The following is a 25,544-nucleotide window of genomic DNA, read 5'->3' as shown; positions in this document are numbered from 1 at the left end:
GAGGCGCGCACCGCTCTCGCCGAGGGCAGCGCGCGCCGGTTCAGGCGATGCTCAGCGCTTCTCGTTGTCGCGCAGCTTCAGGCTGCCCTGGAAGCGCAGCGCATGCGGGTACGACTCCTTCTCCGCGCCGGTGGCCACCGCCACCATCTTCTGCTCGCTAACCTGCGTCTTGGCCAGCAGCGGCGCCGGCAGGTTCAGCACGCCCTTGATCTGGTCGTACTGCGCCTGCGTGATGCGGCCCACGCTCAGCAGCCGGAACGCATCGCGCTCGATGTTCAGCAAGAGCGGCTTGTTGCCCGAGAAGTTCTGCGCCTTGGCCAGCAGCGCGCTCCACGAGGGGGCGCTGTAGTTGCTCACGTAGTAGTCCTGCCCGGTCGGCCCCGCCAGCACCGCGGTGCAGCCCGGCAGCTCCACCTGCGTACTGTTGCCCGACATCACGAAGGTCTTGCGCTGCTCCATCGAGTCGCCATAGGCCAGCGTGACGGGAATGGTCCAGGTCGATGCCGGGTACAGGTTCTGGTTGGGGAAGGCCTCCTGCGTGATGTTCACGTAGGTGCTGTTGCCCGCGCACTGCGCGTCCACCGTGAGCAGCGGAATGCCGGTCTGGCGGATCAGGCTGTCGCCGATCTCGCTCACCTTCTTGCCGTTGCTGGCCTTCTCCAGCGAGCTCCACAGGCGCGAGGGCGTGACGTTGCCGAAGGCGTAGTCCTTCAGGTAGATGCGCAGGCCCTTCTGCATCGCCTCTTCGCCGATGTAGTTCTGGATGGTCTCCAGCACGTGGCTGCCCTTGTTGTAGACGAAGATCGACGGGCTGATGAAGCCGAACGAGCCCGCGTCGTTGAGGTTGCGCTGCACCGGCACGGCCGTGTTCTTCAGGTCGGCCACGATCACGTTGTGCTTGTCGAGAACGTAGTCGGAGAAGCTGTAGTACTCGGGGTGGAACTTGATCGTGGTGCGCCTTTCGAACCAGCGCGCGAACGACTCGTTGAGCCACACGTTGTCCCACCAGTCGAGCGTGACCAGGTCACCGAACCACTGGTGCGCCACCTCGTGCGTCACCACCGTCACCGAGTACAGCGTGGGCGTGTCGCCCGGCTTGGTGAGCACCGAGTCGGCAAACTCGAAGATCGAGCCCCAGTTCTCCATGCCGCCGAAACCGGTGTTGGGCTTGTTGTCGTAGCTGTCGTTGGCCGCGACGGTGTCGAACTTCTTGAACGGCAGCGGGATGCCCGTGTAGTTGTAGTAGTAGTCCATCGACACCTTGGTCCACTCCATCGCGAACTTGGCCCAGTCGGAGCGGCCCGGCGGCGTGAACCAGCGCAGCGGCATCTCGCTGCCGTCCAGCGGGTTCTTGAACTTGTCGGCCAGGATGTCGAACTTGCCGCCGCCGAAGAAGGTCAGGTACATCGGCATCGAGGGCGTCTTCTCGAAAGCCACGCGCTGGTAGCCGTCGGGCAGCTTCGTCGCCTCGATCTGCGCGCCGTTGGACACCGTCTTCCAGTCGCCCGGCACCTCGGCCGAGATCTCGAAGGTGTGACGGAAGGCCGGCTCGTCCCATCCCGGGAACCACTGCCGCGCGTAGTTGGTTTCGCCCTGCGTCACGATGGCGTCGCTGCTCACGCCCTCGGGCGTGGAAAGGCCCACCTTGAAGATACCGGTGGCGGCAGAGCAGAACGGGTTGCGCGCCACCTCGGCAGGCGGGCAGTACTCGGCGTCGGAGAACTGGATCTTGCCGTCCCACTCCATGTGCAGCAGGTACTTGCCCTTGGCGATCTGTCCGTCGTTCAGCCGCAGCTGCACGAAGTCGCCCAGCGTCTGCGGCGTGGGAATCAGCGGGATCGCCTCGCCGGGGTTCGACACCTTGCGTAGCGTGGTGCGGCCCTTGGCGAAGTTCAGGTTGTGCGCGGCGACGACGATGGCATCCACCGGCTTGAGCACTTCGATCTCCACGTCGCCACGGCCCACGAAGGTCTTGAGCGCCGCATCGGGCCGGAACCAGAGCTTGTAGTTGCTGGGCCAGACGGTGTCGGGCAGTTCCATCGGCTTTGCGGAGCGGTCGACTGCCGAAGCGGAGTTGTCGGCGAGGTTGGGCGCGCCGTCATCGGGTGCCTTGGCGGTGGGATCGGAAACGGGAGCGGAAACGACCTGGTCAGACGGAGCGCTGAGCCCCGTGCCGGCACCGCCGAACGAAGCGCCACCACTGTCTCCGCCGCCGCCGCAAGCCGTGAGCACGGCAAGGGTCACTGCGGTGATGGCAAGATGATTGACCACGGGTGTATTGAATCTTTTCATGATCGCCTCTGAGTACTCTTGGTAAGAAGAAACATGCGCCGTCCCGCATGCGCCGGCGGATAGCCTGCGATGCGCATGACGCGCGCGGTGATGAGTGAGATGAACAACGGGGGAATCGGAAAGAAACGGGCAACACGGCGCCCTCCCGGCGAACTCATCCGTTCGTCAGGACCACACAGTCATGCAGGGTCACACCGCGCGCGAAGCGGCGGTCCCAGGATGCGAGGCGTAAGGGGTTCCATTCCCGGCGATCGCGGGGTGATGGGATGTGGAGGCGGGGCTTGTAGCGCGAAGGCCTTCGTCAGTGCATGCGCATCGTCGGCGCGATGCACGTCCGCGAAGCGGAAACGGTGCGGGCCGTGTTGGCGATGGCAAGACTTGCTGCGGCTCTTGTCGTTGATTTCACGCGCATTCCCTCGTCCATTGATGTCGCACAGTTGTAGCTGATGGACGCTGTGCGCTCAACGAATCGCGGAACTTTTCTTTCTCAAAATGTTCGCGCGCCATAGGCCGAATGGCGTCATGGCATGCGGTGCATGCCATGCAATACGAAGATGGTTCAGCCGCCGAAACACCTGCTCACGCAGATGACGGAAAACGGCTCGCGACACTGTGACGCGACGGCCACAGTACGAAGGTACAAGCCTTCGAAAAGCCTATGAAAGCTGTGAACCAGAGACTGTGTGCGCGCCGTGCGAGCGGTCGCGCAGCCACAGCATGAAGCCGCAGCCGAACACGACGATCTGCGTGCCGATGAGCAATGCGAAGCCCGCGAAGAAGCCGGAGGCCGACGAAGCCGCCGATGCCGCGGGACTGGCGCCCACGCCATGCGACATCGCGCCGATCACGCCGCCCATCAGCGCCGGCATGAAGCCCGCCACGAGGCTGCCCACGCCGTTGGTCACGCCGAAGGCACTGGCCGTGTGCTCGGGCCGCGAGCAGTACTGCACCGTGCTCGGAATGGCCGGGCTCTGCAGGCCCCAGAAGAAATTGGCCGCCACCAGGCAGCACGCAGCCGCATAAGGGTCGCGCGCATTGATGGCCATCAGCACAGACAGCGCCACGCCCACGCTCGCGCCCATGAAGATGAAGGGCACGCGCTCGCGCCCCACCTTGTCGATGAGCACGCCGCCCGCGAACACCGCGAGCACGGTGGCGTACTGCGGCAGCGAGGCCAGCCAGCCCATCTCGCGCATCGAGAAGCCGCGCGCCTCGCGCAGGTAGGTCGGCAGCCAGTTGCTGCTGCCCCAGAGGTACGCCAGCGCTGCCGAGGTGAGCAGCGTGATGAGGAACAGGTGCCGCGTATGGAGCGCACCCTTCACGATGCCGCCCACGCGCGACATCGCCTCGCCGAAGGAAGACGGCTTCACGCCATCGGCATGCCCCGGCGGCATGCGCACGAAGGCCAGCACCAGCGGAATGCCGAGCACGATGTTCAGCACGCCGAGCACGTGGAAGGAGCTGTCCCACGCGAACTGCGTGAGCAGCCAGCCCACCAGGGGATAGCCGATGGCCAGGCCCAACCCCGTGCCCATGTTGACGAAGGCGTTGGGCTTGCCGTTCTCGTCGCTGCGGAAGTGCGCCTTGATGTATGCCGAAGCCAGCGAGAAGAGCGGACCTTCGGACACGCCCAGCAGCACGCGCGAAGCCAGCAGCAGGCCGTAGCTGTGGAACATCGGCGAAGCCCATGTCACCACGCCCCAGAGGATCAGCCCGTAGACCAGGCTGCGCCGCACGCCGAAGAGCGCCGAGCAGAACGGCGTGAGCACGAAGGCCGACACGCCGTAGCCCAGCATGAAGGCCGTCGCCAGGAAGCCCTGGCTCACGCGGTCGGTGGCGGCGAGGCCTACGTGGTTCAGGAAGGCCGCGTCGGTGATCAGCACCGCGATGTTGATGCGGTCCACGTAGGAGATGGCGACGATCGCGAACAGCGTGATGACGCCGTACCAACGAAGGTTCCTGTCGTTCTTGCCGCTGTCGTCGTCGTTTCTGCTGCTCTGCATGGCCGTTCCTGCCGGGCTGAAGGTGATGAGGCGCGCGCGCCTAGAACATGTGGCGCATGCCGAACTCGGTGCCGCTGGAGGCACGGTTCGGCGCGGTGATCGCGCCCGAGAGGGCCTGCGATGCACCGTTGCTGTTGCTGATGCGCGCGATGGTTGCGTACAGCGCGGTGCGCTTCGAGAGGTTGTGCACGTAGCCGATGGCCAGCTTCGACGAGGTGGGCTTCAGCAGCGCACCCGCCGGCTCCAGCCGGTAGCGCGCATACGAGGCCTTGATCTCGCCGGGCCCGATCGGCAGCTGGAAGCCGACCAGAACGCCCTTGGCGTCGGTCGTGCCCTTCGACTCCTTGTACAGCTCGCTCGTGAGCTTGAGGTTCATGAGCGAGGCGTCGAAGGTGTAGGAGGCGCCGAGGTTGGTCACGCGCAGGTCGCCGCTCGCATAGCGCGTGCGGCCGGTGGCCAGCGCGATGTTGAGGCCGCCGCCCTGGTAGCCGAAGCGCGCGCCGGTGTGGTCGCCGTCGTGCCTGTTCGACACCAGCGTGCCCGGCAGCACCGACCTGGAGTCGTTCTCGCCCATGGCGTACATCACCTGGCCGTAGAAGCCACCGAGGCTGGCCGGCAGCAGGTAGCCGATGCTGTTCGATGCGCGCGTGCCGGTGGGCGCGACGAGGCCGCCCAGGCCCGAGAAGTAGATCTGGTTGGCGCCGATGCCGCCGCCCGTGCCGAAGGGATCGAAGATGGCCGTGTTCCAGAAGGCCGGCACGTAGTCGCGGCCCAGCCGCAATTCGCCGAAGGGGCCGGCGAGGCTCACGGTGGAGCGGCGGTTGAAGCTCAGCACGCCCGCCGGCCCGTTGCCGCTGGCCTGGTTGTTGGTGTTCGAAGGAAAGCCCTGCGCGCTGTCGTTCTGCAGGCCCATCTCCAGCCAGAAGTTGGCGGAGTAGCCGCCGCCCAGGTCTTCCGTGCCGCGAAAACCGAGGCGGCTGAACATGTTGCCGCTGTTGCTCAGTTGCGTCTTGTGGGCCGAACCGGGGCCGCTTCCCTTGGTGTAGGTGACGGCCGCATCTACCACGCCGAAGAGCGTGAGGGAAGATTGGGCCAGCGCTGCGCCAGCCCCGCTGGCCGCAGCCAGCGCGATCAGATACTTTTTCATTGAGTTGTCTCGGGTAGTTTTCTTCTGTCGGCCTTCGGCCCTGTTCAGATGTCGAGCACCAGACGCTCGCCCTTGCAGCGAGAGACGCAGATCATCATGGTCTTGTTGGACGCACGTTCGATCTTGGTGAGGATGCCGTCGTGGTGGTCGATATCGCCTTCGAGCACCGCCGTCTCGCAGGCGCCGCACACGCCTTCCTTGCAGCTGTGGTCGGGGTTGAGCCCGGCGTCGATCAGGCTGTCGAGAATCGACTTGCCCGCCGGCACCTCGACGCTCCTGCCGCTCCTGGCGCACTCCACCACGCAGGCCTGCGAGGCGGCGCCCGATTCCACCTGCACCGCGGCGAAGCGCTCGATGTGCGCGTTGGCATAGCCCAGCTGCTCGCAGCTCTTCTCGAAGGCATCGAGCATCGGCGTGGGCCCGCAGCAGTAGTAGTGGCTGGAGGCGCCCTTGCCCGACAGCAGCTCGACGAGGTTGGGCGGCGCTCCCTTCTCGTCGTCGAAGTGCCAGGTGAGCTCAACCGACTTTTCTTTCGCCAGCGCCTCGATGGCGTCGCAGAAGGCGGCCTCCTTGCGGGTGCGGGCGCAGTAGACGATCTCGACCGGCCTGTCGATGGCCACCAGCCGCTGCAGCATGCACCAGATGGGCGTGACGCCGATGCCACCGGCCACGAGCACCGAGCGCTCGGCGCCCTCTTCCAGCTTGAAGTTGTTGCGCGGCGCCGAGATGGGCAGCGTCATGCCCACGCGCAGCTGCTGGTGCACGTAGCGCGAACCGCCGCGGCTCTTGCGGTCGTTGAGCACGCCCACCACGTAGCGCTGGCGGTCGCTAGCCGGGTTGCACAGCGAGTAGCTGCGCACCAGCCCGTTGGGCAGGTGCAGGTCGATGTGCGAGCCGGCCTCGAAGGCGGGGAAATCCACCGCGGGCGTGGCCGGCCGGAACTCGACGCTCACGATGCCGTCGGCCTCGTAGCGCATGGTGTGCACCAGGGCGTTGAGCGTTGGGGAAGACATGGCGAAGCTCTCTCCCCTGTCAGGCCGTAGCGGTCTCGCTCGCCTGGGCGAGTTGCGCGACCGCCAGATTGCGCATGTGTCGGCGCAGGCGGACGATGCCCAGGTCGTGCTGGTACAGGTTCTCGTGCTGGTTGGCGTCGGCTTCCATCTCTTCGAGCATCACGCGGTCCTGCTCCAGCACGTGCCAGTGGCGCGCCTCCAGGCGATTGCGGTAGAGGAAGCGCCAGGTGTCGCGCTGCCAGCCCGGCTGCAGCTTGCGCACGCGCCAGAAGAAGGTGGCCGTCATGCCCTTCACGATGGGCGAGAAGGCGCCGATGATGATGAAGTTGCCGCCGGGGCCACCGGTCTTCGGGTACGGGATCTCGAGGCGCATCCAGTGGATGCCGGTGTCGGCCCACTCGGTCCAGTCGAAGTTGACGTTGCGCTGGCCTTCCTTCTCGAAGACGAAGCCGATGTCGGTCTGGCGGATGCCGAACTTCGCGCTCGAATCGCCCTCGGCCATCGAGTGCGACTGCTTGTGCAGGTAGGTGCCGTGCATCGGGTCCATCACGTTGTCGAGCACGTAGCGGTAGTCGCCCTTCCACTCGGTGTAGCAGAGGAAGCTGCTGTATTCGGCCTCGTCGGTGAGCTGCTCGGGCAGCACCAGCGGCGGCGGCACGTCCACCGGCTCCTTCGAGTTGTAGATGAACACCGCGCCCGCGCGCTCCTGCACGTGGAAATGCATCGTGGCCTTGGAGCCCTCGAGCTTGCAGCCGGGGCTGCCGGGCACGCGCGTGACCACGCCGTCGTGGCGCACTTCCACGCCGTGGTACGGGCACGAGAGCCGGTCGCCCAGCACCACGCCCTGCGACAGCGGCGCGCCGCGGTGCGGGCAGCGGTCTTCCAGCGCGTGCAGCACGCCTTCGCCGTCGCGCCACAGCGCGAGCTTGCGGCCGAGGCGGCGCAGGGAGACGGGGTTCTCCTTGATGAAGTGCGAGGGGCAGATCGGATACCAGAGGTCCTTCAGGCCGATCTCGAGCAGATGGTCGACCGGGTCCGCTGCAGCGTTGCCGGCGGGTTGGATGGCGATGGTCATGATGTTCCCTTTCCCTCTCAGGCAGCCAGCGCCGCCAATTCCTTGCGATACAGCTCTTCGGTCCATTGCTGGCCGCCCGGCGTGGCCAGGCCGCTGTCGTTCAGGCGCTGCACCAGCCCCGGCAGGTCGTGGATGCCGTCGGCGAAGGCGCGCTCGATCACGTCGCCCAGCAGGTCTTCATAGGTGGTCGCGGGGCGCCGGCGCGCCTGGTGCGGTTGCAGGTAGCGGTCTTGGGTTTGCATCGTGGGCCTCCGTAGGGCGGAATGAATTGAAGATTCAGGCGGCAGCCGCCATGGCCGGGGTCGCGAGCGGCACGGCCCAGGCGTCGTAGCCGTAGACCCAGTCGGCGTTGCCGCCTTCGCGCAGCCAGTTGTTGCCGCGCGAGCCGAGCTGGACGTGGCTGGCTCGCTCGATGCGCGCGGTCTCGAAGCGCTTCAGCGCGGCCGGCACGTCAGCCATCGCCACGCCTTCGAGGTGGCGCGACAGCACCACGGCGTCTTCGATGGCCATGCCGGCGCCCTGTGCCATGAAAGGCAGCATCGGGTGCGCGGCATCGCCCAGCAGAGCCATGCGGCCCTGGGTCCAGGCGGGCATCGGATCGCGCTCGTACAGCGCGGTCTTGAGCACCGTGTCGCAGGCGTCGAGCAAGGCGCGCGCCTCGGGGTGGTAGGCCACGTACTGCTCGCGCAGTTCCTCGACGCTGCCGGGCGCGGTCCACGACTCGAGGTGCCAGCTGTCCTGCGGCGTGGTCGCGAAGATGAAGACGTCCTTGCCCCGGTTCAGCGGGAAGGTGACGATCTGGCTCTGCGGATTCGGTCCCCACCACTTGGTGAAGGCGCCCAGGTTGGGCACGCCGGCCACGCGCTCGGCCGGCACCACGGCACGGTAGGCCACGATGCCGGTGAAGCGCGGGCTCTCGGCGCCGAACATCGCGGTGCGCACGCAGGAGTGGATGCCGTCCGCGCCGATCAGCGCACCGACGCGGGCCTCGGTGCCGTCCGCGAACGAGAGGCTCACGCCCTTTTCATCGGCAGCGATCTTCCCGGCGCGCTTGCCGAGCGCGACCTGCTCCGCCGGGAACATGTCGGCCAGCGCAGCCAGCAGGTCGGCGCGGTGGATGGTGAGCTGCGGCGCACCGTAGCGCTGCTCGGCGGTCTCGGCCATCTCCAGGCGCGAGGTTTCCTCGCCAGTGTCGTAGGTGCGGCTGATGCGGTGCGACGGGCGCGCCGCCGTCACGCGGGCCGCCTCGCCCACGCCGAGGCCGTCGAGCGCGCGCACCGCATTGGGCGTGAGATTGATGTCCGCGCCGACGCGGGCGAACTGCTTCGCCTGCTCGAACACGACCACGTCGTGGCCCGCGCGCCGCAGCGCGATGGCCGCCACGAGGCCGCCGATGCCCGCGCCGACGATGCCGATGGTGGATTCGCTTGTGGTGATGGTCTTCATGGGTGTCTCCCCGGGTCCTTCTTCCGCTTACTCGGCGACGATGTTGCGGGCCTTGATGATCCTGGCCCACACGGCCGTCTCGTCGCGGATGTAGGCGGCGAACTCGGCGGGCTTCATGGCCGCGTCGGTCATGCCCTGCAGCTTCAGGCGCTCGCGCACGTCGGGCTTCGAGAGCATCTCGGCCGCGTCCTTGGCGAGCTGCTCGACCACGGCCGGCGGCGTGCCCTTGGGCGCCATCAGGCCGTACCACGAGGTCACGGTCACGCCCTGGATGCCCTGCTCCGCCAGCGTCGGAATCTCCGGCGCCGCCGCGCTGCGCTTGGCCTCGGTCACGCCGATGGCCACCAGCTTGCCGTTCTTCAGGAAGGGCAGCGTCGCCGGCAGGTTGCTGAACATCAGCGGCACCGAGCCGCCGAGCACGTCGTTGAGCGCGGGCGCCGTGCCCTTGTAGGGCACGTGCAGCATGTCGATGCCGGCCTGCTGCTTGAAGAGCTCGCCCGCCAGGTGCAGGCCGCTGCCCACGCCGGGCGAGGCATACGACAGCGTGCCGGGCTTGGCCTTGGCCTGCGCCACGAGGTCCTTCGCGTTCTTGATGCCCGATGCCGGCGAGGCCACAAGCACGTTGGGCGCCTTCGCGAGCATGGTGACCGGCACGAAGTCCTTCGCCATGTCGAAGGGGAAGCTGGGCATCAGCGTCGGGTTGATGGTGACGTTGCCCGCCGGGATCACCAGCAGCGTGTGGCCGTCGCCCTTGGCGCGCTTGACCTTGTCCATGCCGATGTTGCCGGCCGCGCCCACCTGGTTGTCGACCACCGCAGCCTGGCCGTAGCGCTTGGCCAGGCCCTCGGAGAGCACGCGGGCCAGCGTGTCGACCGGGCCACCGGGCGGGAACGGCGAGATGATGGTGAAGCGCTCGCTGGAGAGCTGCTTCTGCGCCTCGCTCTGCTGCGCGTGCACGGGCGCGGCGAGCGTGAAGGCCGCGACTGCGGCGAACAGGACGGAGAAGGAAAAACGTCGTTGCATGAGAGTCGGGGAGTTCATTTCTTTTCGGTCAGGAAGGCGCCCTTGGGCCCTTCCGCGTTCTTCTGGCGGCGGGTGTTGCCGTCGAGGCCGCCGTCAACCGCCCATTCGGCGAAGACCGTGGGACCCGGCTCGAACTCGCGCGGCTGCCAGTCGGCGGTGAGCTGGTCTTCGTCGGCGTAGTACTCGATGAGGCCGCCTGCCGGGTTCTTGAAGTACCAGAAGTACGCCGACGACACCGGGTGGCGGCCCGGGCCGAGCTGGGTTTCCCAGCCTCGGCGCGAGAAGTGCAGCCCGCCGCCGAACACCTCGTGGATGTCGCGCACGGTGAAGGCCACATGGTTCAGCCCGCGCTTGCCCGAGGGAATCTGCAGCAGGAACAGGTCGTGGTGACCGCCCTCGGCCGCGCAGCGCATGAAGGCGCCGCGGTTGGGGTAGCTGTCGGAGCCCACGAAGCCGAAGCGCTGCGCGTAGAAGGCGCTGGTGGCCTTCACGTCGTTCACGAAGAACACGACGTGGCCCACCTCGATGGGCACGGCGCGCTCGTAGATGGGCGCCGGCTGGTTGATGCGCAGCTTCGCGTTCCAGGTGTTCATGGCGCCGCAGTCGACCTGCACCGCATGCTTGCGGCTGACCTGCAGGCACACCGCAAGGCCGTTGGGGTCGATGCAGCCGATGCGGCGCGCGCCGTCCACCGTGGCGTCGAAGAAGCCCGGGTCCTGCGCGATGGCGTCGGCGTAGCGGGCGAGGTCCGCGTCGCTTTCCACGCCCCACACGACTTCGCGCAGCGTCGGGCCCTCTTCCATCGCGGGTGGCAGGCCCGGCTTGTCCAGCGCCGCGACCACCACCTTGCAGCCGTTGAGGCATTCGAAGACGAGTTCGTCGGCGGCCTCCGACTTCAGCGAAAGGCCCCAGTCCTGGAAGAACTGGCGGCACGCGGGCAGGTCGTCCGCGCCGTAGGTGATCTGGTCGATGCCAAGTACGCTCATTTCAATCTTTCTGTCATGCCGACCGGCACACGCGCGGCGCCGAACAGCTCGTTCCAGGAATACCGCGGAACCGGCTTTGCCGGGCCGCAGGTATTGCCCCCTGCAAGGGGGTGGGCGAAGCGACACGAAGTGCGCGAAGCCTGGGGGTTTTCATGGTGCTGCCCAAGGCAGGGGTTGTTCGTTGGTGCCCCAGTACATGCTCTTCTGCTCCATGTACTGGAAGATGCCCTCGCGGCCCTTCTCGCGGCCCAGGCCGCTGTCGCGCCAGCCGCCGAAGGGCGTGGACACCGAGAACTGCTTGTAGGTGTTGACCCAGACCGTGCCGGCCTGCACCGCACGGCCCAGCTTCCAGGCGCGCTTGAAGTCGCGGCTCCACACGCCGGCCGCCAGCGCGTAGACGCTGTCGTTGGCCTGCGCGATCAGCTCTTCCTCGCTGTCGAAGGGCATGGCGACCAGCACCGGGCCGAAGATTTCCTCCTGGCTGATGCGGGCGCTGTTCGTCAGGCCTTCGAGGATGGTCGGCTGGTAGAAGTAGCCCCGGTCATAGCCGTCGCCATGCGGGCGTACGCCGCCCGTGCGAATCCTGCCGCCTTCGGAAACGCCCAGCTCCACGTAGCGCTCGATACCCTCGCGATGCTTCGCGGTGATGAGCGGCCCCATCTGCGTGCGCTCCGAAGCCGGATCGCCCACGCGCAGCGCGTTGGCGCCTTCGGCCAGCCGCGTGAGGAACTCGTCGTAGATGCCGCGCGCCACGAAAAGGCGCGAGCCCGCGATACACGACTCGCCCGACGAACTGAAGATGCCGTAGAGCACGCCGTTCACCGCGTGGTCGAGGTCCGCGTCGTCCAGCACCATGGTCGGCGACTTGCCGCCGAGTTCCAGCGACACCGGCATCATCTTGTCGGCCGCGATGTGGGCGATGTGCTTGCCGGTGGTGGTGCCGCCGGTGAACGACACGCGCTTGACCAGTGGATGCTTGGTGATCGCGTCGCCGATCACCGAGCCCCTGCCCGGCAGCACGCTGACGATGCCCTTGGGCACGCCGGCCTTCTCGCAGATGCGCGCCAGCTCCAGCGCCATCAGCGGCGTGACCTCGGCGGGCTTCACGACCACCGCGTTGCCGGCGGCCAGCGCGGGCGCCAGCTTCTGCGCCTCGCTGGCAATGGGCGAGTTCCACGGCGTGATGGCCGCGACCACGCCCATGGGCTCGTGCACGCTCATGGTCACGAAGGCGCCGCGCGAGGGCGTGATGGTTTCTTCGAGCGTTTCCAGCGCGGCTGCGAAGAACTGGAAGGTGCCGGCGGCGCTGGCCACGAGGTTGCGGGTCTCGTTGATGGGCTTGCCGTTGTCCAGGCGCTGCTTCTGCGCGAGCGATTCGGCCTCTTCGCGGATCAGCTGCGCCACGCGGTGCAGCACGGCCGCGCGCTCGTGCGGCAGGCGCTGCGCCCAGCCGCTGGTGCGGAAGGCGCGGTCTGCGCCGGCAATGGCTTCCTCGACGTCGGCCAGGCTCGCGGCCCGCAGGCGCGCGATGGGCTCGCCGGTGGCCGGGTAGAGGCTTTCGTAGACGTCGCCGCCGCCCAGGCGCCATTCGCCGGCGATGCAGATCGGAAGGAGTTCGGAAGAGATCATGGAATGTCGGGCTCAGATGGCCAGCGCGGCCACGCGATTGCGCAGCGCGCGCACGGCGCTGTAGACGGTGAGCGCGGAGGTCTTGGGATTGGCCGCGAGCGGCTTGTTGCGCATGGTCAGCTCGAAGCTGCCGAAGGCGCCCTCGGCTTCGACAGTGTGCACGTTCTCGGCGGTGGTGGGGTCGGCAATGAGCCGCACCATGGTGCGGTCGAGCCCCAGCCCCGCAAGCGAGACGGTGGCGGCCACGTTGGCGTTCTTCGGATAGAGCAAGGCCGCTTCGCGCGCGCTGCCCTCGAAGATCACGGTTTCTCGTGTCAGCGCGCCGAGGTCGCGGCCCTGCTCTGCCGGCGTGCCCTTCCACGCCTGCGGCGGCTTGCGGCCGGTGTAGCGCACGCTGTCGAGGCCGCCGATGCGGGCGGCAGCCAGCGCGTCGATGGCGCCGATGGCGCCGGCAATCAGCTGCACCTGCGTCTTGCCTGCAGCGGCCGCGGCTTCGAGCTTCTCGGCGAAGCCCGTGGCCGACAGCGCGCCGACCGAGGCGACCACGCAGGGCGTACCGCGTGCGAGCGCGGGCAGCACGTGCTGCTCGATGGCGGCATGGCCCGCGGTCTCGACCACGAGGTCGATGCCGGCGGCAGGCAAGGCGCTGCCCACCTGCGCGTCGGGCGCCGCCTTCCGCGCGGCGGCAATCGCGTCGGCGGGCACGACGACGGCCACCACCTTCAGGGCCGGATCGCCGTGGAGCAGTTCGAGCACCGAGGTGCCGATGGCTCCACAGCCGACGAGTCCGATACGCGTGGGAGTGGTCATGGAACGGGCTTCGCTCACTTGCCGGCCGTGCCGAGCGCCGGGATCTGCGTGACCGTGTTGGTCGGCGGGCCGGCGAAGGTGGCCTTGAAGCTGCCGATCGAGAGCATGTCGATCTCCAGCAGGAACGGACCTTCGGCCGCCAGCGCCTCGCCGAGGCGGGCGGGCAGCTCGGCCAGGTCCCGCACGCGGGCATGCGGCAGCGCGATCGACTTGCACAGCAGGTCGTAGTCGGGCGTGTGCAGCTCGGCATAGCACTGGCGGCCGCCGTACTGCGCGTCCTGGATGTTCTTGATGACGCCGTAGCTCTTGTCGTTCATGAGCACGATCACCATGGGCGCCTTCTCCTGCACCATGCAGGCCAGCTCGCCCAGGTTCAGGATGAAGCCGCCGTCGCCGGCCAGGCAGAAGGTCTTGCGGCCCGAGCCCGTCACCGCCGCGCCGATGGCCGCGCCGATGGCCATCGGCATGCCCTGGCCGATGCCGCCGCCCGTGGCGTGCACGCCGGCGCTCGGTTCGAAGACGCGCAGTTCGCGGTTGCCCCAGGTGCTGTTGGAGACGGTCACGTCACGCACCCAGTTGAAGTTGCGGCCGGCCGCCGACTGGAGCTGGCGCACGAGCTCGGCGTACGGGCCGAGGCCGTCGCGCAGCGCCGCAACCGCCTGGTCGTGGGCGGCGCGCAGGTCGGCCAGCAGTTGCGGGTCGGCCTTGTACCTGGCGGCTTCGAGGCGGTCTGCCAGGCCTTCGAGGGCCAGCGCGGAATCGCCGCAGACGAAGGCTTCGGACGCGTAGCAGCGGCCTTCGGCGGCGGCGTCGGCGTCGATGCGGTACAGCGGGCGGGGCAGCTTCAGTTCGTACTTGAGCGTCTCGTTGCCGCGCAGGCGCGAGCCGACCACGAGCATCGCGTCGCAGGTCTGGTACAGGGCCTCGACCGGCTTCTGGATGTTGTAGGCGCCGAGCGAACCGGCATCGTCCTCGGGCACCGTGCCGCGGCCCTGCGTCGTGGTGACGACACCGAAGCCGAGTTTCTGCAAGCGCTGGATGGCGGCGCGGGCATGGCGGGCACCGCCGCCGACCCACAGCATCGGGCGCCTGGCGGCGGCGAGGCGCGTGGCCAGCGCGTCGAGCGCGGCGGCGGATGGCACGGGGCGCTCGATGGGCAGCGGCGACAGGTCGGCCGGCATCGTGGTCAGCGCCGACTGGATGTCGATCGGGATCTCGACGCTGACAGGGCCCGTCGGTGCCGTCAGCGCAAGCTGCACGGCGCGCTTGAGCGTGCCGAGCACCGTTTCGACGCTGCGCACGCGCAGCGCGGCCTTCGACACGGCCTTGAGCATGGTGAGCTGGTCGGGTGCCTCGTGGATGTACGACATGCCCTTGTCGAGGTACGGCGTCTCGATCTGCCCGGTGATGTGCAGCACGGGCGCGCCGGCCGTCAGGGCCTCGACCATGCTTCCCGCGATGTTGCCCGCGGCAGGCCCGGTGCTGGTGATGCACACGCCCAGGCTGGCGGTGGAGCGTGCGTAGGCGTCGGCCATGTTGCCCGCGCCGGCCTCGCCCCGCGCCGAGATGAAACGCACCGTGCCGCGCTGCGCGAAGGCATCGAGGATCGGCATGTTGTGGATCGAGATCACGCCGAAGGCCGCCTTGACGCCGCACTGTTCGAGAAAGGCGGCGACGACGGCGCCGACGGTGACGGTGTTGCTGGGGTTATGCATGGCGTGACAGGCCTCCGGAGATGTCGATGTGGCTGCCCGTCGTGTACGACGCGAGGGGCGAAGCGAGGAAAAGGATCGCGCGGGCGGCTTCTGTCGGAAGCCCCAGGCGACCCAGCGGAATGTGTTTGTTCTTCGCGAGCTGGCCGCTCCATGCGGCCCAGCCGAGTGACTTGTCTTCGCGCGCCTCGAAGCGGCGGCGCCACTGGCCCGATTCGACGAGGCCGATCAGGATGCCGTTGACGCGCACGCCCTGCGGCGCGAACTCGGTGGCCATGGAACGCACCAGGTTCAAGAGGCCGGCGCGCGCGGCCGAGGTGGCGACCATGTGCGGCTCGGGCTGGCGCGCCAGCAGCGAGTTGGCGCAGACGATGGAGGCATCGCCCAGCACTGCACGCTGCGCCGCGAGCTGCGGCAGGAAGGCGCGCGTCGGGTTGATGACGGAGAAGAATTTCAGGTTCAGCTCTTCGGTCCAGGCCTTGTCGTCGGTGTCCGCGAAGGTCGAGACCCGGCCCTGCCCCGCGTTGTTGACGAGCATCGAGGCCGGGCCGAGCGCGGCTTCGCTGGCGGCAGCGAAGGAGCGCACCGAGGCGGCGTCGAGCACGTCGCAGGTCTGCGCGAAGAGCTTCGCGCCGGGGTACTGCCCGCGCAGGCCGGCCACGGCGCCATCGAGCCGCTCGGCATTGCGGCCGCACAGGGCCACCGAGGCGCCGCAGCCCAGCAGCAGTTCGACAGTGGCCAGGCCGATGCCCGACGAGCCGCCCGTGACCACGGCCACGCGGCCGGCCAGCGCATCGGCGGCGAAGAAAGAGGAAGGAAGAGCTTGGGCGGTCATGGTCCCGGAATCAGGCTGAGCGAAGCGGCACCACGTTGGCGGTACGCGCGGGCGAGTAATTGAGCAGGCCGGAGATCTCGTCGGCGGTGCCGCGCACGCGCTGCACCATCTCGTCGATGCGGCTCTCCTCGATGTGGCTGGCGGTAACGGTGGCGCCCAGCGCCGCCACGATATGGCCGCTGTGGTCGCGCACCGGCGCGGCGATGCTGGAGATGTTCGATTCGAAGAAGCCCTCGCCCAGCACGTAGCCGCGCTGGCGGTCGGCCTGCACCATGTCGAAGAGCTCGGTCACGGTCTTCGGGGTGCTCGGCGAGAAGGTCTCGAGCTTGTCTTCGGGGTAGAGGGCGCGCAGCTGCGGCAGCGTGAGGTCTTCGAGCAGGATGCGGCCCAGCACCGTGGCATGGGCCGGCAGTCGCGTGCCCACGGTGACCGAGCTGGCGAAGGGCGTGGGCGGCGCCACCTTGGCGACGTAGACGATGGAGCGGCCGTCGCGCACCACCAGGTTGCAGGGCGTGCGCAGTTCGTCGCACAGGCGGTTCAGCAGCGGCGTGCCCAGCTGGGTGAGCTCCAGCGAGGCGAGATATTCGAAGCCCAGGCGCAGCACGGCCAGGCCCAGGCGGTAGTCGCGACCGCCCTCGGTGCGCTCGAGAAAGCCCATGTTCTCCAGCGTGGTGAGCAGGCGGAAGACGGTGGAGCGCGGCAGGTCGAAGCGGCGCGCCAGTTCGGGTGCCGAGAGCGTGCGGCTTTCGCGGCTGAACTCGCACAGCACGCGCAATCCGCGCTCCAGCGCGGGCACGTTGTAGCGGTCGGCGCCCTCTTCCATCGCCTCGTTGCCGTCGTTGTTGTTGCTGGCCATGCCTGTGGTTCCTTCCTCGGATGTCTCTGTGTGATTGCGGTCAGCCGGCGAGGGATTCGCTCAGCAGCTTCGCGACGGCCTGCGGTTGCTCCACATAGCCGGCGTGGCCCGCATCGTCCACCAATTCGAGCCGCACTCCGCACTTGCGCGCGACTTCTTCGCAGGCCGACGGGGGCGTGACCACGTCGAGCGCGCCGCAGGCCACGCGCACCGGCATGGGCGGCGGCAGGTCGGCCAGCAGGTCGGCGTTGCACAGCAGCTCGACGGCCTGGCGGTAGCCGTGGTCGTTCAGGCGGGCCATGTTCCAGCGCACCCACTGGCGGGCGTGCTCGGAGGCCTTGTCGGAAACCAGCCGGCCGGAGCGCTTCGCGGCCATGCCGGCGATGCCGAGTTCGTCGAGCGTGGCAAGGCGCTCGATGCGGACCTTGGCCCGCGCCTCCGAGCGCGAGGCAGCGCCGTAGCCGATGGCGGGGCTCACCAGCACCAACCGGCGGATGCGCGCATCGGAGCGCGCGGCCGAAGCGGCGGTGATCGCGCCCAGCGAATGGCCGACCAGCACGCAAGATTCGATGCCGAGCGCGTCGAGCAGTTGGCCCAGCCGGGCCGCGTAGTCGGCGGCGGACGGCGCGGCGGCTTCGAGCGGTGTCGAGCCGCCATAGCCTGGTGCATCCCACGCGATCACGCGGGCCTGTGGCGTGAGCAGCTCGGCAGTGTCGATCCACGATGCGGCGCCCGAACCGATACCGTGCAGGCACACGATGGCCGGCCCCTGGCCACATTCGCGCACCGACACCACGGCGCCGCCGCCGACCGCGACATCGCGGGCCGGGAAGCTGGCGTCGAGCCGTGCCAGCTCGGAGGCCGGCAGCGTCGTCAGGGCGTCGGTGGAGACGTTCATGGCCGTGCGTCCGCTCAGCGCTTGATCTTGGCCAGGGGGTGGTCGGCGGGATAGGTCGGCGTGACGGGCTTCTTCGCACCCAGCATCACGCACATCAGCGCGTCCTCGTCGCCGATGTTGATCTCCTCGCGGTACACACCGGGCGGCACCGAGATCAGGTCGCGGTCGGTCATGATGGTCTCGAAGCGCTCGCCGTCCTTCTCGATCACCACCTTGAGCTTGCCGCGGATCAGGAAGAACACTTCCTCCACGTCGGTATGCAGGTGCGGCGGGCCTTCGTGGCCGGCGGGGATCACCATGGTCGAGAAGGTGAAGTGCTCGGCGGGGACGGTGTTGACGTCCTTCGCGACGCCGGTGCCGCCGGTGCCCACGTAGCGCATCTGGGCGCGGCGGAACTTGGGATCGAAGTCGGCCTGGAACTTCAGCGCGTCCCAGTCGTACTTGCGGGTTTCGTAGCGCGCGATGCGGGTGTTCATCCACTCCGCGAGGCTGCTGCCCTCGGGCTGCGCCAGGCTGCTGGCGGCGGTTTCGTTGATTTTCTGCTGTTCGGACAGGTCGCTCATCGGGTGTACTCCTTGGTCGGAAAAATTCAGTGCATCGCGAAGCCGCCATTGACGGCCAGCAGCTGGCCCGTCACGAAGCGCGCGAGCCCGGAAAGAAGGAAGACGGTGGCGCCGCACACGTCGGCGGCCTGCTGCTCGCGCGGGATGGCGCGGCCTTCGAGGTACTTCTGGTGGCGCACCATCGGCACGTATTCGGTGGCTTCCACCAGCGTGAGGCCCGGCGCCACGGCGTTGACGGTGATGTTGTCGCCGCCCCATTCGCGCGCCAGCGAGCGCGTCATGGAAATGACGGCGCCCTTGCTCGACGCATAGGCCAGCAGGTTGGGCGCACCCCACAGCGCGGTGTCGGAGGCGAGGTTGACGATGGCGCCGCGCCCGCTCTCTGCCAGCGCCCGGCGGCAGGCGCGGCCCATGAGCCAGCTGCCGCGCACGTTGACGTTCATCACGCGGTCCCACACGTCGATCTCGAGCTGGTGCGCGTCGCGGCCGCCCGAGTTGGTGATGGCGGCGTTGTTGACCAGGCCGTCGAGGCCGCCGAGCAGGCGGATGGCTTCGTCGGCGCAGGCCACGATGGAGCCGGGGTTGGCCAGGTCGACGGGCAGCGCATGCGCGTTGCGGCCGGCTTCGCGCAGCGCCTTCGCCTCGGTCTCGGCCAGCTCGCCGAGGATGTCGGCCAGCACCACGCTGGCGCCCGCGGCGGCGATGCACTGCGCGAAGGCGAGCCCCAGGCCGCGCGCGCCGCCGGTCACGAGCACGCGGCGGCCGGCCAGCAGGTTGGCGGGCAGCTCGGCGAGCAGTGCCTGCAGGCTCGATGGATCGGCGATGGCTTTGAGTTCGGTCATGGAAATGAGGTCCGTGGATCGGTCGCGGGGGTCAGTCGGCCTGGATGCCGAGTTCCTTGATCACCTTGCCGAAGCGCGCGTAGTCGGCGGCGTTGGTCTTGCCGAGCACCTCGGCGTCGCCGCCCACGGGCGTGGTGCCGAGCACGGCCATGCGAGAGACGATCTCGGGCATCTTCAGGATCTCGTTGAAGTGGCCGTTGAGCGTCTTCACGATCTCGGGCGGCAGGTTGCGCGGGCCCCAGAGGCCGTTCCAGGCCGTCACCTCGACGTCCTTGTAGCCCTGCTCGGCCAGCGTGGGCACGTTGGGCGCGAGCGGCGAGCGCTGGGCCGAGGCCACGGCCAGCGGGCGCAGCTTGCCGTTGGCGATGTACGGCGCCACCGGCCCCAGCGTGATGAAGGTGACGGGCACGTGGCCGCCCAGCACGTCGTTGATGGCGGGCGCCACGCCCTTGTAGGGCACATGCGCGAGCGTGGTGCCGGATGCGCGGGCGAACATCTCTCCCAGGATGTGCATCGGCGAGCCGCTGCCCGGGCTCGCGTAGCTCAGCGTCTTGCCGCCCTTGGCCGCGGCCACGGCGTCCTTCACCGTGGAGAGGCCGCTGTTGCCGCCGGCCACGAGGAACAGCGGCTGGCTGCCCGTCTGCACGATGGGCGTGAAGCCGTTGAGCACGTCGTAGCCCGAGCCGTTGGTCTTGAGCACCAGCTGCGCGATCGAGAAGGTGCTGGGCGCGAGCAGCAGCGTGTAGCCGTCGGGCGTGGCCTTCGACACATAGGCGCTGCCGATGATGCCGCTGGCGCCGGGGCGGTTGTCGACCACCACGGGCTGGCCGACGCGCGTCGACAGCTTCTCGGCGAACAGCCGCGCCAGCGCGTCGGTGTCGCCACCGGCCGGATAGGCGACGACCAGCGTGATCGGCTTGACGGGGTAGCTGTCGGCTGCCCAGGCGAGTCCGGAGGCGCAAGCGGCGGCCATGGAAATGGCGGCGGCGATGGCAAGGCGGCGTGTCTGTTTCATCGTGTCCGTTTGGCTCGGTTTTGTCTCACTAAAGAAACAACGATTTATTAATGGAACGCCACGAAGAATATCGAAGAAGACAACTTCATGACTAAGGGAAAACCCCAATTCTTGTGTCACAACGAAAACAGGGCGGCCTTTCGGGCCGCCCTGTCCTGGCGTGGAGGAGAAGGAGCGAAGCGTCAGCCGCCGTAGCGCGCCACGGTGAGGCCCTCCATGTCGATGCCGGGCGCCCTGCCCCCAATCAGGTCGGCCATTACGCGGCCTGTGCCCGCGGCCATGGTCCAGCCGAGGGTGCCGTGGCCGGTGCTCAGCATCAGGTTGGGAATGCGGGTGGAGCCGATCACGGGCGTGCCGTCGGGCGTCATGGGGCGCAGGCCAGTCCAGAAGGAAGCGTCGCGCACGCTGCCGCCCTTGGGGAACAGGTCGGTCACGACGTGCTCGAGCGTGTCGCGCCGGCGCTCGTTGAGCCGCAGGTCGAAGCCCGAGAGCTGCGCGGTGCCGCCCACGCGGATGCGATCGCCCAGGCGCGTGACCGCCACCTTGAAGGTCTCGTCCATCACCGTCGATTCGGGCGCGCCACTGGCGTCGGTGATCGGCACCGTGATCGAGAAGCCCTTGACCGGATACACCGGCAGCCGGATGCCCAGCGGCCTGACCAGCGCGGGCGAATAGCTGCCGAGCGCGACCACGTAGCGATCGGCCGTGAAGCTGCCGGCATCGGTGCGCACCGCAGTGATGCCCTTGACGGCGTCGTGCTCGAGAGCCTGGATGTTGACGCCGAACCTGAAATTCACGCCCTCGGCCTCGGCCAGCTTCGCCAGCGCCTGCGTGAACTTGAAGCAGTCGCCAGTCTCGTCGCCCGGCAGCCGCAAACCGCCGACGAACTTGCCCTTCACCGCCGCGAGCGCGGGCTCGTACTGCACGCAGCCTTCACGGTCGAGCAACTGGTAGGGCACGCCCGAGGCCTGCAGTACTTCGACGTCCTTCGAGGTGCCGTCGAGCTGCTGCTGCGTGCGAAAGAGCTGCAGCGTGCCCTGCATGCGCTCGTCGTAGGCGATGCCGGTGCCGGCGCGCAGTTCCTTCAGGCAATCGCGGCTGTATTCGGCGAGCCGCACCATGCGGCTCTTGTTGATCTCGTAGCGCGCCTGCGTGCAGTTGCGCAGCATCGCAAGGCCCCAGCGCCACATCGCCGGATCGAGCATCGGCTTGATGACCAGCGGGCTGTGCTGCATCAGCATCCACTTGACGGCCTTGACCGGCACGCCGGGCCCGGCCCATGGCGCCGAGTAGCCGGGCGAGACTTCGCCCGCGTTCGCAAAGCTGGTTTCGAGCGCGGGCGCCGGCCGACGCTCCAGCACCGTCACCTCGTGACCGGCACGCGCCAGGTAATACGCGATCGAGGTGCCGATGACACCGCTGCCGAGAATCAGGACCCGCATGAGAACAACCCTTTTGAAGCTGCCGTGACGCAGCCGAGGGTACAGGGCCGGACGTTACAAGCCCAGCGCGTCCTGCAATTGCCGTGCCGTCCAGCGCTTCGGCTGTTGCGGCCAGGCCTCGAGCAGCGAAACCATGCGCGAATTGCGCGGCGCGCTCAGGCCGTGCTCCTGCGCGAGGCGCACCACCTCGCCGCTGAGCGCGTCGATCTCGGTGCGGCGGCCGAGCGCAAGGTCGTCGGCCATGCTCGAGCGCGCCTTGGCATCGATGCGCAGCATGCGCGCCGCGACGATGCGGAAGATCCAGTCGGGCAGCCGCAGCAGGCTCACCAGCCGGTGCGCCGGCACCGCCGCGACCTGCGCCGGGGCGATGCCCGCGACGTTGAGGATGCCCAGCGCCTCCTCGATCAGCGAAGCGAAGCAGCGGCGGTAGCCGCGCTGCATGAGCTCCTCGCGCAGCGGCAGGCCCGAAAGCGCGTTGACGGGGTTGTTGAGGTTGAGCATGAGCTTGCCCCACTGCACGGGCAAAAGGTCGGCATGCAGGTCGAGCGGCACGCCGGCGCGCTCGAATACGGGAAGCCATGGGCGAAGCACCGCGTCGTCTTCCGCGGCCAGCCGGCCGCCGGTGCCGCGGTGGAAGGCGCCGGGGCCGATCTCGGCCACGTTGTAGGGAACCATGCCGGCGCGCACATTGAGCGAAGGGCCGGTCTGCGCGGCGGCCGCGCAGTTGGAGATGCCGTTCTGCAGCGAGATCACCGCAGTGCCTGCCGGCAGCGAGAAGGCCAGTTCGCCCGCGGCCTCGGCCGTGGCGCCGCTCTTCACGCACAGCAGCACCAGCGCGGGCCGTGCGCCGGCGGGCACCTGCCCGCTCAGGCGCAGCCTGTCGGCAGGCAGCCTGTGCGTCGCGCCGTCGATGTCGGTGAGCGTCAGGCCATGTTTGGCGAGCTTCTCGAGCACGCGCGGACGGCCGACGAAGGTGACGGGCACGCCCGCCGCCGCCAGGCTTCCGCCGATGAAGCACCCGATGGTGCCCGCCCCCATCACAAGCACTTCACCGGGGATCGCTTCTGGCATGGGTGGCGTGCTCGTTCCGGTGGCGCTGCCGGCCGTCAGGCGCGTTCGGAGACCCAGGCCTGCACCGATTGCAGCGCAGCCGGAAGGCCCGCCGCATTGGTGCCGCCGGCCATGGCCATGTCGGCCTTGCCGCCGCCCTTGCCGCCGACCTGCTGGGCCACGAAGTTGACCAGCTCGCCAGCCTTGACCTTGGCCGTGCTGTCGGCCGTGACGCCGGCCGCGATCTGCACCTTCTCGCCGTCGACGGCGGCAAGCACGATGGCTGCCGTCTTGAGCTTGTCCTTGAGCTTGTCCATGGTCTCGCGCAGCGTCTTGGCGTCGGCGCCTTCGAGCTTGGCGGCCAGCACCTTGATGCCCTTGACGTCCACGGCCTGCGACACGAGCTCGTCGCCCTGCGACGAAGCCAGCTTGCCCTTGAGCGCGCCCACTTCGCGCTCGAGCGCCCTCACCTGCTCCAGCACCTGCGAGAGCCGGCCCTGCAGCTCGGCGGCCGGCGACTTGAGCGTGGCGGCCACACTCTGCACGGTCGATTCGAGATCCTGCAGGTAGGAGAGCGCATTCGCGCCGGTGACGGCCTCGATGCGGCGCACGCCGGCGGCCACGCCGCCTTCGCTAACGATCTTGAACAGGCCGATGTCGCCCGTGCGGCCCACGTGGGTGCCGCCGCACAGCTCGCGGCTGGTGCCGATGTCGAGCACGCGCACGGTCTCGCCGTATTTCTCGCCGAACAGCATCATCGCGCCGGTCTTCTGGGCCGACTCCATGTCCATCACGCGAGCGTGCGTCTCGGTGTTGGCGAGGATCTCGGCGTTCACGCGCTTCTCGATCTCCAGGATCTGCTCGTGCGTGACGGGCGCGTTGTGCGCGAAGTCGAAGCGCGTCTTGTCGGCATCGACCAGCGAGCCCTTCTGCTGCACGTGGCCGCCGAGCACTTCGCGCAGGGCCTTGTGCATCAGGTGGGTGACCGAGTGGTTGCGCATGGTGGCGGCGCGGCGCGCGGTGTCGACCGCGGCCTTGACCGTGTCGCCGACCTTCAGCGTGCCCTGGGTCTGTGTGCCGTGGTGGCCGAACACGTCGGCCTTGATCTTCTGCGTGTCTTCCACGCCGAACTGCACGCCTTCGGCCACGAGCACGCCCTGGTCGCCGACCTGGCCGCCGCTTTCCGAATAGAACGGGGTTGTGTCGAGCACGACGATGCCGGGCTGGCCTTCCTTGAGCTCAGCGACGGCGGAGCCTTCAAAGTACAGAGCGACGACCTTGGCGCTTTCTTCCAGCTTCTCGTAGCCGGTGAAGACGTTGCCCGCGCCGGCGTAATCGACGTTGCGGTCCATCTTGAACTTGCCGGCAGCACGGCCCGCGGCCTTCTGCTTTTCCATGGCGGCGTTGAAGCCGGCCTCGTCGACGCTCACGCCGCGTTCGCGGCATACGTCAGCCGAGAGGTCGAGCGGGAAGCCGTAGGTGTCGTGCAGCTTGAAGGCCACGTCGCCTGGCAGTACCTTGGCGTCGCCGGCCAGCGCCGCGTCGAGGATTTCCATGCCGTTGGCCAGCGTCTCGAAAAAGCGCTCTTCCTCGGCCTTGAGCGTGTCGGTGATGCGCTTCTCGTCGGCGACCAGCTTGGGGTAGGCCTCGCCCATGAGCCGCACCAGTTCGGGCACCAGCTTGTGGAAGAAGGGCTTCTTCTGGCCGAGCTTGTAGCCGTGGCGGATGGCGCGGCGGATGATGCGGCGCTGCACGTAGCCGCGGCCTTCGTTCGACGGGATCACGCCGTCGGCCACCAGGAACGAGGTGGCGCGGATGTGGTCGGCGATCACCTTGAGCGAATTGTTCGACAGGTCCTGCGTGCCGGTGGCCTGCGCGGCGGCCTTGATCAGCGCGTCGAAGATGTCGATTTCGTAGTTGCTGTGCACGTGCTGCAGGATCGCGGCCAGGCGCTCCAGGCCCATGCCGGTGTCGACGCAGGGAGCGGGCAGCTTGACCACGCTGCCGTCGGGCTGCATGTCGAACTGCATGAACACGTGGTTCCAGATCTCGATGAAGCGGTCGCCGTCCTCCTCGGGGCTGCCCGGGGGGCCGCCGGGGATGTGCGGGCCGTGGTCGTAGAAGATCTCGGAGCACGGGCCGCAAGGGCCGGTGTCGGCCATCATCCAGAAATTGTCGGACTTGTACTTGCCGCCCTTGTTGTCGCCGATGCGGATCACGCGCTCGGGCGGCAGGCCGATTTCCTTGGTCCAGATGTCGTACGCCTCGTCGTCCTCGTGGTAGACGGTGGCCAGCAGCTTGTCGGCCGGCAGCTTGTAGACCTGCGTGAGCAGCTCCCAGCCCCAGGTGAGCGACTCGCGCTTGAAGTAGTCGCCGAAGCTCCAGTTGCCCAGCATCTCGAAGAAGGTGTGGTGGCGGGCGGTGTAGCCCACGTTCTCGAGGTCGTTGTGCTTGCCGCCGGCGCGCAGGCAGGCCTGGACGGAGGCCGCACGGTTGTAGGGGCGCTTGTCGGTGCCGAGGAACACGTCCTTGAACTGCACCATGCCCGAATTGGTGAACATCAGCGTCGGGTCGTTGCCCGGCACGAGGGGGCTCGACGGCACCGCCGTATGGCCCTTGGAAGCGAAGAAATCGATAAAGGTCTTGCGGATGTCCGCGACCGTGAATGTGGGCTGGCTCATCTTTGGATTCGTCTTCTGCCGTCGAGGGCGGCGCGGCGATGGCGACCCTCATGTCGAACCCACTGCGGCGAACCGGCCTAACTGCTTGATTTGCTTGAACAAACGATTATAGGTTTGGCCATGCGGCCCGCGCCGGCCAAGGGCTGCCGGACGACAGCGCAATGCTCACTCCACGGCTAATATGTGTCCTGGCGCAAAAAACGAGAACCAACGAGGGGCTGCGCCA

22 protein-coding genes are annotated in these 25,544 nt (G+C 68.2%); 1 reads left to right on the top strand and 21 read right to left on the bottom strand.

Annotated features, from left to right (window positions below):
- Positions 1 to 51: 51 nt before the first annotated feature.
- Positions 52 to 2,292 (bottom strand): M1 family metallopeptidase, encoded by a 2,241-nt coding sequence (locus tag EJP67_RS12865; protein WP_126022089.1) that lies wholly within the window; start codon positions 2,290 to 2,292, stop codon positions 52 to 54.
- A 308-nt stretch (positions 2,293 to 2,600) separates the two neighbouring features.
- Here EJP67_RS12865 and EJP67_RS34125 point away from each other — a divergent pair, with 308 nt between their 5' ends.
- Positions 2,601 to 2,735 carry a hypothetical protein gene (locus tag EJP67_RS34125; protein ID WP_260319252.1) on the top strand — a complete coding sequence of 45 codons (135 nt, stop codon included), beginning with the start codon at positions 2,601 to 2,603 and terminating at the stop codon, positions 2,733 to 2,735.
- 213 nt (positions 2,736 to 2,948) lie between these two features.
- Here the strand turns inward: EJP67_RS34125 and EJP67_RS12860 are convergent, their stop codons facing one another.
- The 20 genes from EJP67_RS12860 to alaS form a co-directional block, all read right to left on the bottom strand.
- On the bottom strand, positions 2,949 to 4,295 hold the full coding sequence (locus tag EJP67_RS12860; protein WP_126022088.1) for an MFS transporter: 1,347 nt from the start codon (positions 4,293 to 4,295) through the stop codon (positions 2,949 to 2,951).
- Between the two features lie 40 nt (positions 4,296 to 4,335).
- Positions 4,336 to 5,442 (bottom strand): porin, encoded by a 1,107-nt coding sequence (locus EJP67_RS12855; protein ID WP_126022087.1) that lies wholly within the window; start codon positions 5,440 to 5,442, stop codon positions 4,336 to 4,338.
- A 44-nt stretch (positions 5,443 to 5,486) separates the two neighbouring features.
- Positions 5,487 to 6,455: a PDR/VanB family oxidoreductase gene (locus EJP67_RS12850; RefSeq protein WP_126022086.1), complete on the bottom strand. Its 969-nt coding sequence runs from the start codon at positions 6,453 to 6,455 to the stop codon at positions 5,487 to 5,489.
- A 19-nt stretch (positions 6,456 to 6,474) separates the two neighbouring features.
- Positions 6,475 to 7,530, bottom strand: a complete 1,056-nt coding sequence (locus EJP67_RS12845; RefSeq protein WP_126022085.1) for an aromatic ring-hydroxylating oxygenase subunit alpha — start codon at positions 7,528 to 7,530, stop codon at positions 6,475 to 6,477.
- A 17-nt stretch (positions 7,531 to 7,547) separates the two neighbouring features.
- A complete protein-coding gene (locus EJP67_RS12840; RefSeq protein WP_126022084.1) occupies positions 7,548 to 7,772 on the bottom strand; it encodes a recombinase-like helix-turn-helix domain-containing protein in 225 nt (74 codons plus the stop codon).
- A gap of 34 nt (positions 7,773 to 7,806) precedes the next feature.
- Positions 7,807 to 8,976, bottom strand: a complete 1,170-nt coding sequence (locus EJP67_RS12835; RefSeq protein WP_206169490.1) for an FAD-dependent monooxygenase — start codon at positions 8,974 to 8,976, stop codon at positions 7,807 to 7,809.
- 27 nt (positions 8,977 to 9,003) lie between these two features.
- On the bottom strand, positions 9,004 to 10,017 hold the full coding sequence (locus EJP67_RS12830) for a Bug family tripartite tricarboxylate transporter substrate binding protein (RefSeq protein WP_240650632.1): 1,014 nt from the start codon (positions 10,015 to 10,017) through the stop codon (positions 9,004 to 9,006).
- Positions 10,014 to 10,985: a VOC family protein gene (locus EJP67_RS12825; RefSeq protein WP_126022083.1), complete on the bottom strand. Its 972-nt coding sequence runs from the start codon at positions 10,983 to 10,985 to the stop codon at positions 10,014 to 10,016. Before EJP67_RS12825 ends, EJP67_RS12830 begins: the two co-directional genes overlap by 4 nt.
- Before the next feature lie 150 nt (positions 10,986 to 11,135).
- Positions 11,136 to 12,614 carry an aldehyde dehydrogenase gene (locus EJP67_RS12820; RefSeq protein ID WP_126022082.1) on the bottom strand — a complete coding sequence of 493 codons (1,479 nt, stop codon included), beginning with the start codon at positions 12,612 to 12,614 and terminating at the stop codon, positions 11,136 to 11,138.
- Positions 12,615 to 12,626: 12 nt separating this feature from the next.
- Positions 12,627 to 13,424: an aspartate dehydrogenase gene (locus tag EJP67_RS12815; RefSeq protein WP_126022081.1), complete on the bottom strand. Its 798-nt coding sequence runs from the start codon at positions 13,422 to 13,424 to the stop codon at positions 12,627 to 12,629.
- A gap of 14 nt (positions 13,425 to 13,438) precedes the next feature.
- Entirely contained in the window at positions 13,439 to 15,139 is a 1,701-nt protein-coding gene (locus EJP67_RS12810) for a thiamine pyrophosphate-binding protein (protein ID WP_126022080.1), read from the bottom strand.
- On the bottom strand, positions 15,132 to 15,971 hold the full coding sequence (locus EJP67_RS12805) for an SDR family oxidoreductase (protein WP_126022079.1): 840 nt from the start codon (positions 15,969 to 15,971) through the stop codon (positions 15,132 to 15,134). Before EJP67_RS12805 ends, EJP67_RS12810 begins: the two co-directional genes overlap by 8 nt.
- Positions 15,972 to 15,981: 10 nt before the next feature.
- The gene (locus EJP67_RS12800) at positions 15,982 to 16,827 is read right to left on the bottom strand and encodes an IclR family transcriptional regulator (RefSeq protein WP_126022078.1); all 846 of its coding nucleotides are present in this window, start codon (positions 16,825 to 16,827) and stop codon (positions 15,982 to 15,984) included.
- 40 nt (positions 16,828 to 16,867) lie between these two features.
- Positions 16,868 to 17,725, bottom strand: a complete 858-nt coding sequence (locus tag EJP67_RS12795) for an alpha/beta fold hydrolase (protein WP_126022077.1) — start codon at positions 17,723 to 17,725, stop codon at positions 16,868 to 16,870.
- A 14-nt stretch (positions 17,726 to 17,739) separates the two neighbouring features.
- A complete protein-coding gene (locus tag EJP67_RS12790) occupies positions 17,740 to 18,288 on the bottom strand; it encodes a cupin domain-containing protein (RefSeq protein WP_093200616.1) in 549 nt (182 codons plus the stop codon).
- 26 nt (positions 18,289 to 18,314) lie between these two features.
- Complete coding sequence (locus EJP67_RS12785; RefSeq protein WP_126022076.1) at positions 18,315 to 19,130, bottom strand: SDR family oxidoreductase; 816 nt, start codon at positions 19,128 to 19,130, stop codon at positions 18,315 to 18,317.
- A gap of 31 nt (positions 19,131 to 19,161) precedes the next feature.
- Positions 19,162 to 20,145 (bottom strand): Bug family tripartite tricarboxylate transporter substrate binding protein, encoded by a 984-nt coding sequence (locus EJP67_RS12780; RefSeq protein ID WP_126022075.1) that lies wholly within the window; start codon positions 20,143 to 20,145, stop codon positions 19,162 to 19,164.
- Between the two features lie 182 nt (positions 20,146 to 20,327).
- Positions 20,328 to 21,587: a D-amino acid dehydrogenase gene (locus EJP67_RS12775; RefSeq protein ID WP_126022074.1), complete on the bottom strand. Its 1,260-nt coding sequence runs from the start codon at positions 21,585 to 21,587 to the stop codon at positions 20,328 to 20,330.
- Between the two features lie 54 nt (positions 21,588 to 21,641).
- On the bottom strand, positions 21,642 to 22,658 hold the full coding sequence (locus EJP67_RS12770; protein ID WP_126022073.1) for a 2-dehydropantoate 2-reductase: 1,017 nt from the start codon (positions 22,656 to 22,658) through the stop codon (positions 21,642 to 21,644).
- A gap of 35 nt (positions 22,659 to 22,693) precedes the next feature.
- Positions 22,694 to 25,318: an alanine--tRNA ligase gene (gene alaS, locus EJP67_RS12765; RefSeq protein WP_126022072.1), complete on the bottom strand. Its 2,625-nt coding sequence runs from the start codon at positions 25,316 to 25,318 to the stop codon at positions 22,694 to 22,696.
- Positions 25,319 to 25,544 lie beyond the last annotated feature (226 nt).

This window comes from Variovorax guangxiensis, from assembly GCF_003952165.1.
GTDB classification, from domain to species: Bacteria; Pseudomonadota; Gammaproteobacteria; order Burkholderiales; family Burkholderiaceae_C; genus Variovorax; species Variovorax guangxiensis.
Note: the sequence above shows the minus strand (reverse complement) of the source record. Positions and strands in the feature narration are given on the sequence as shown.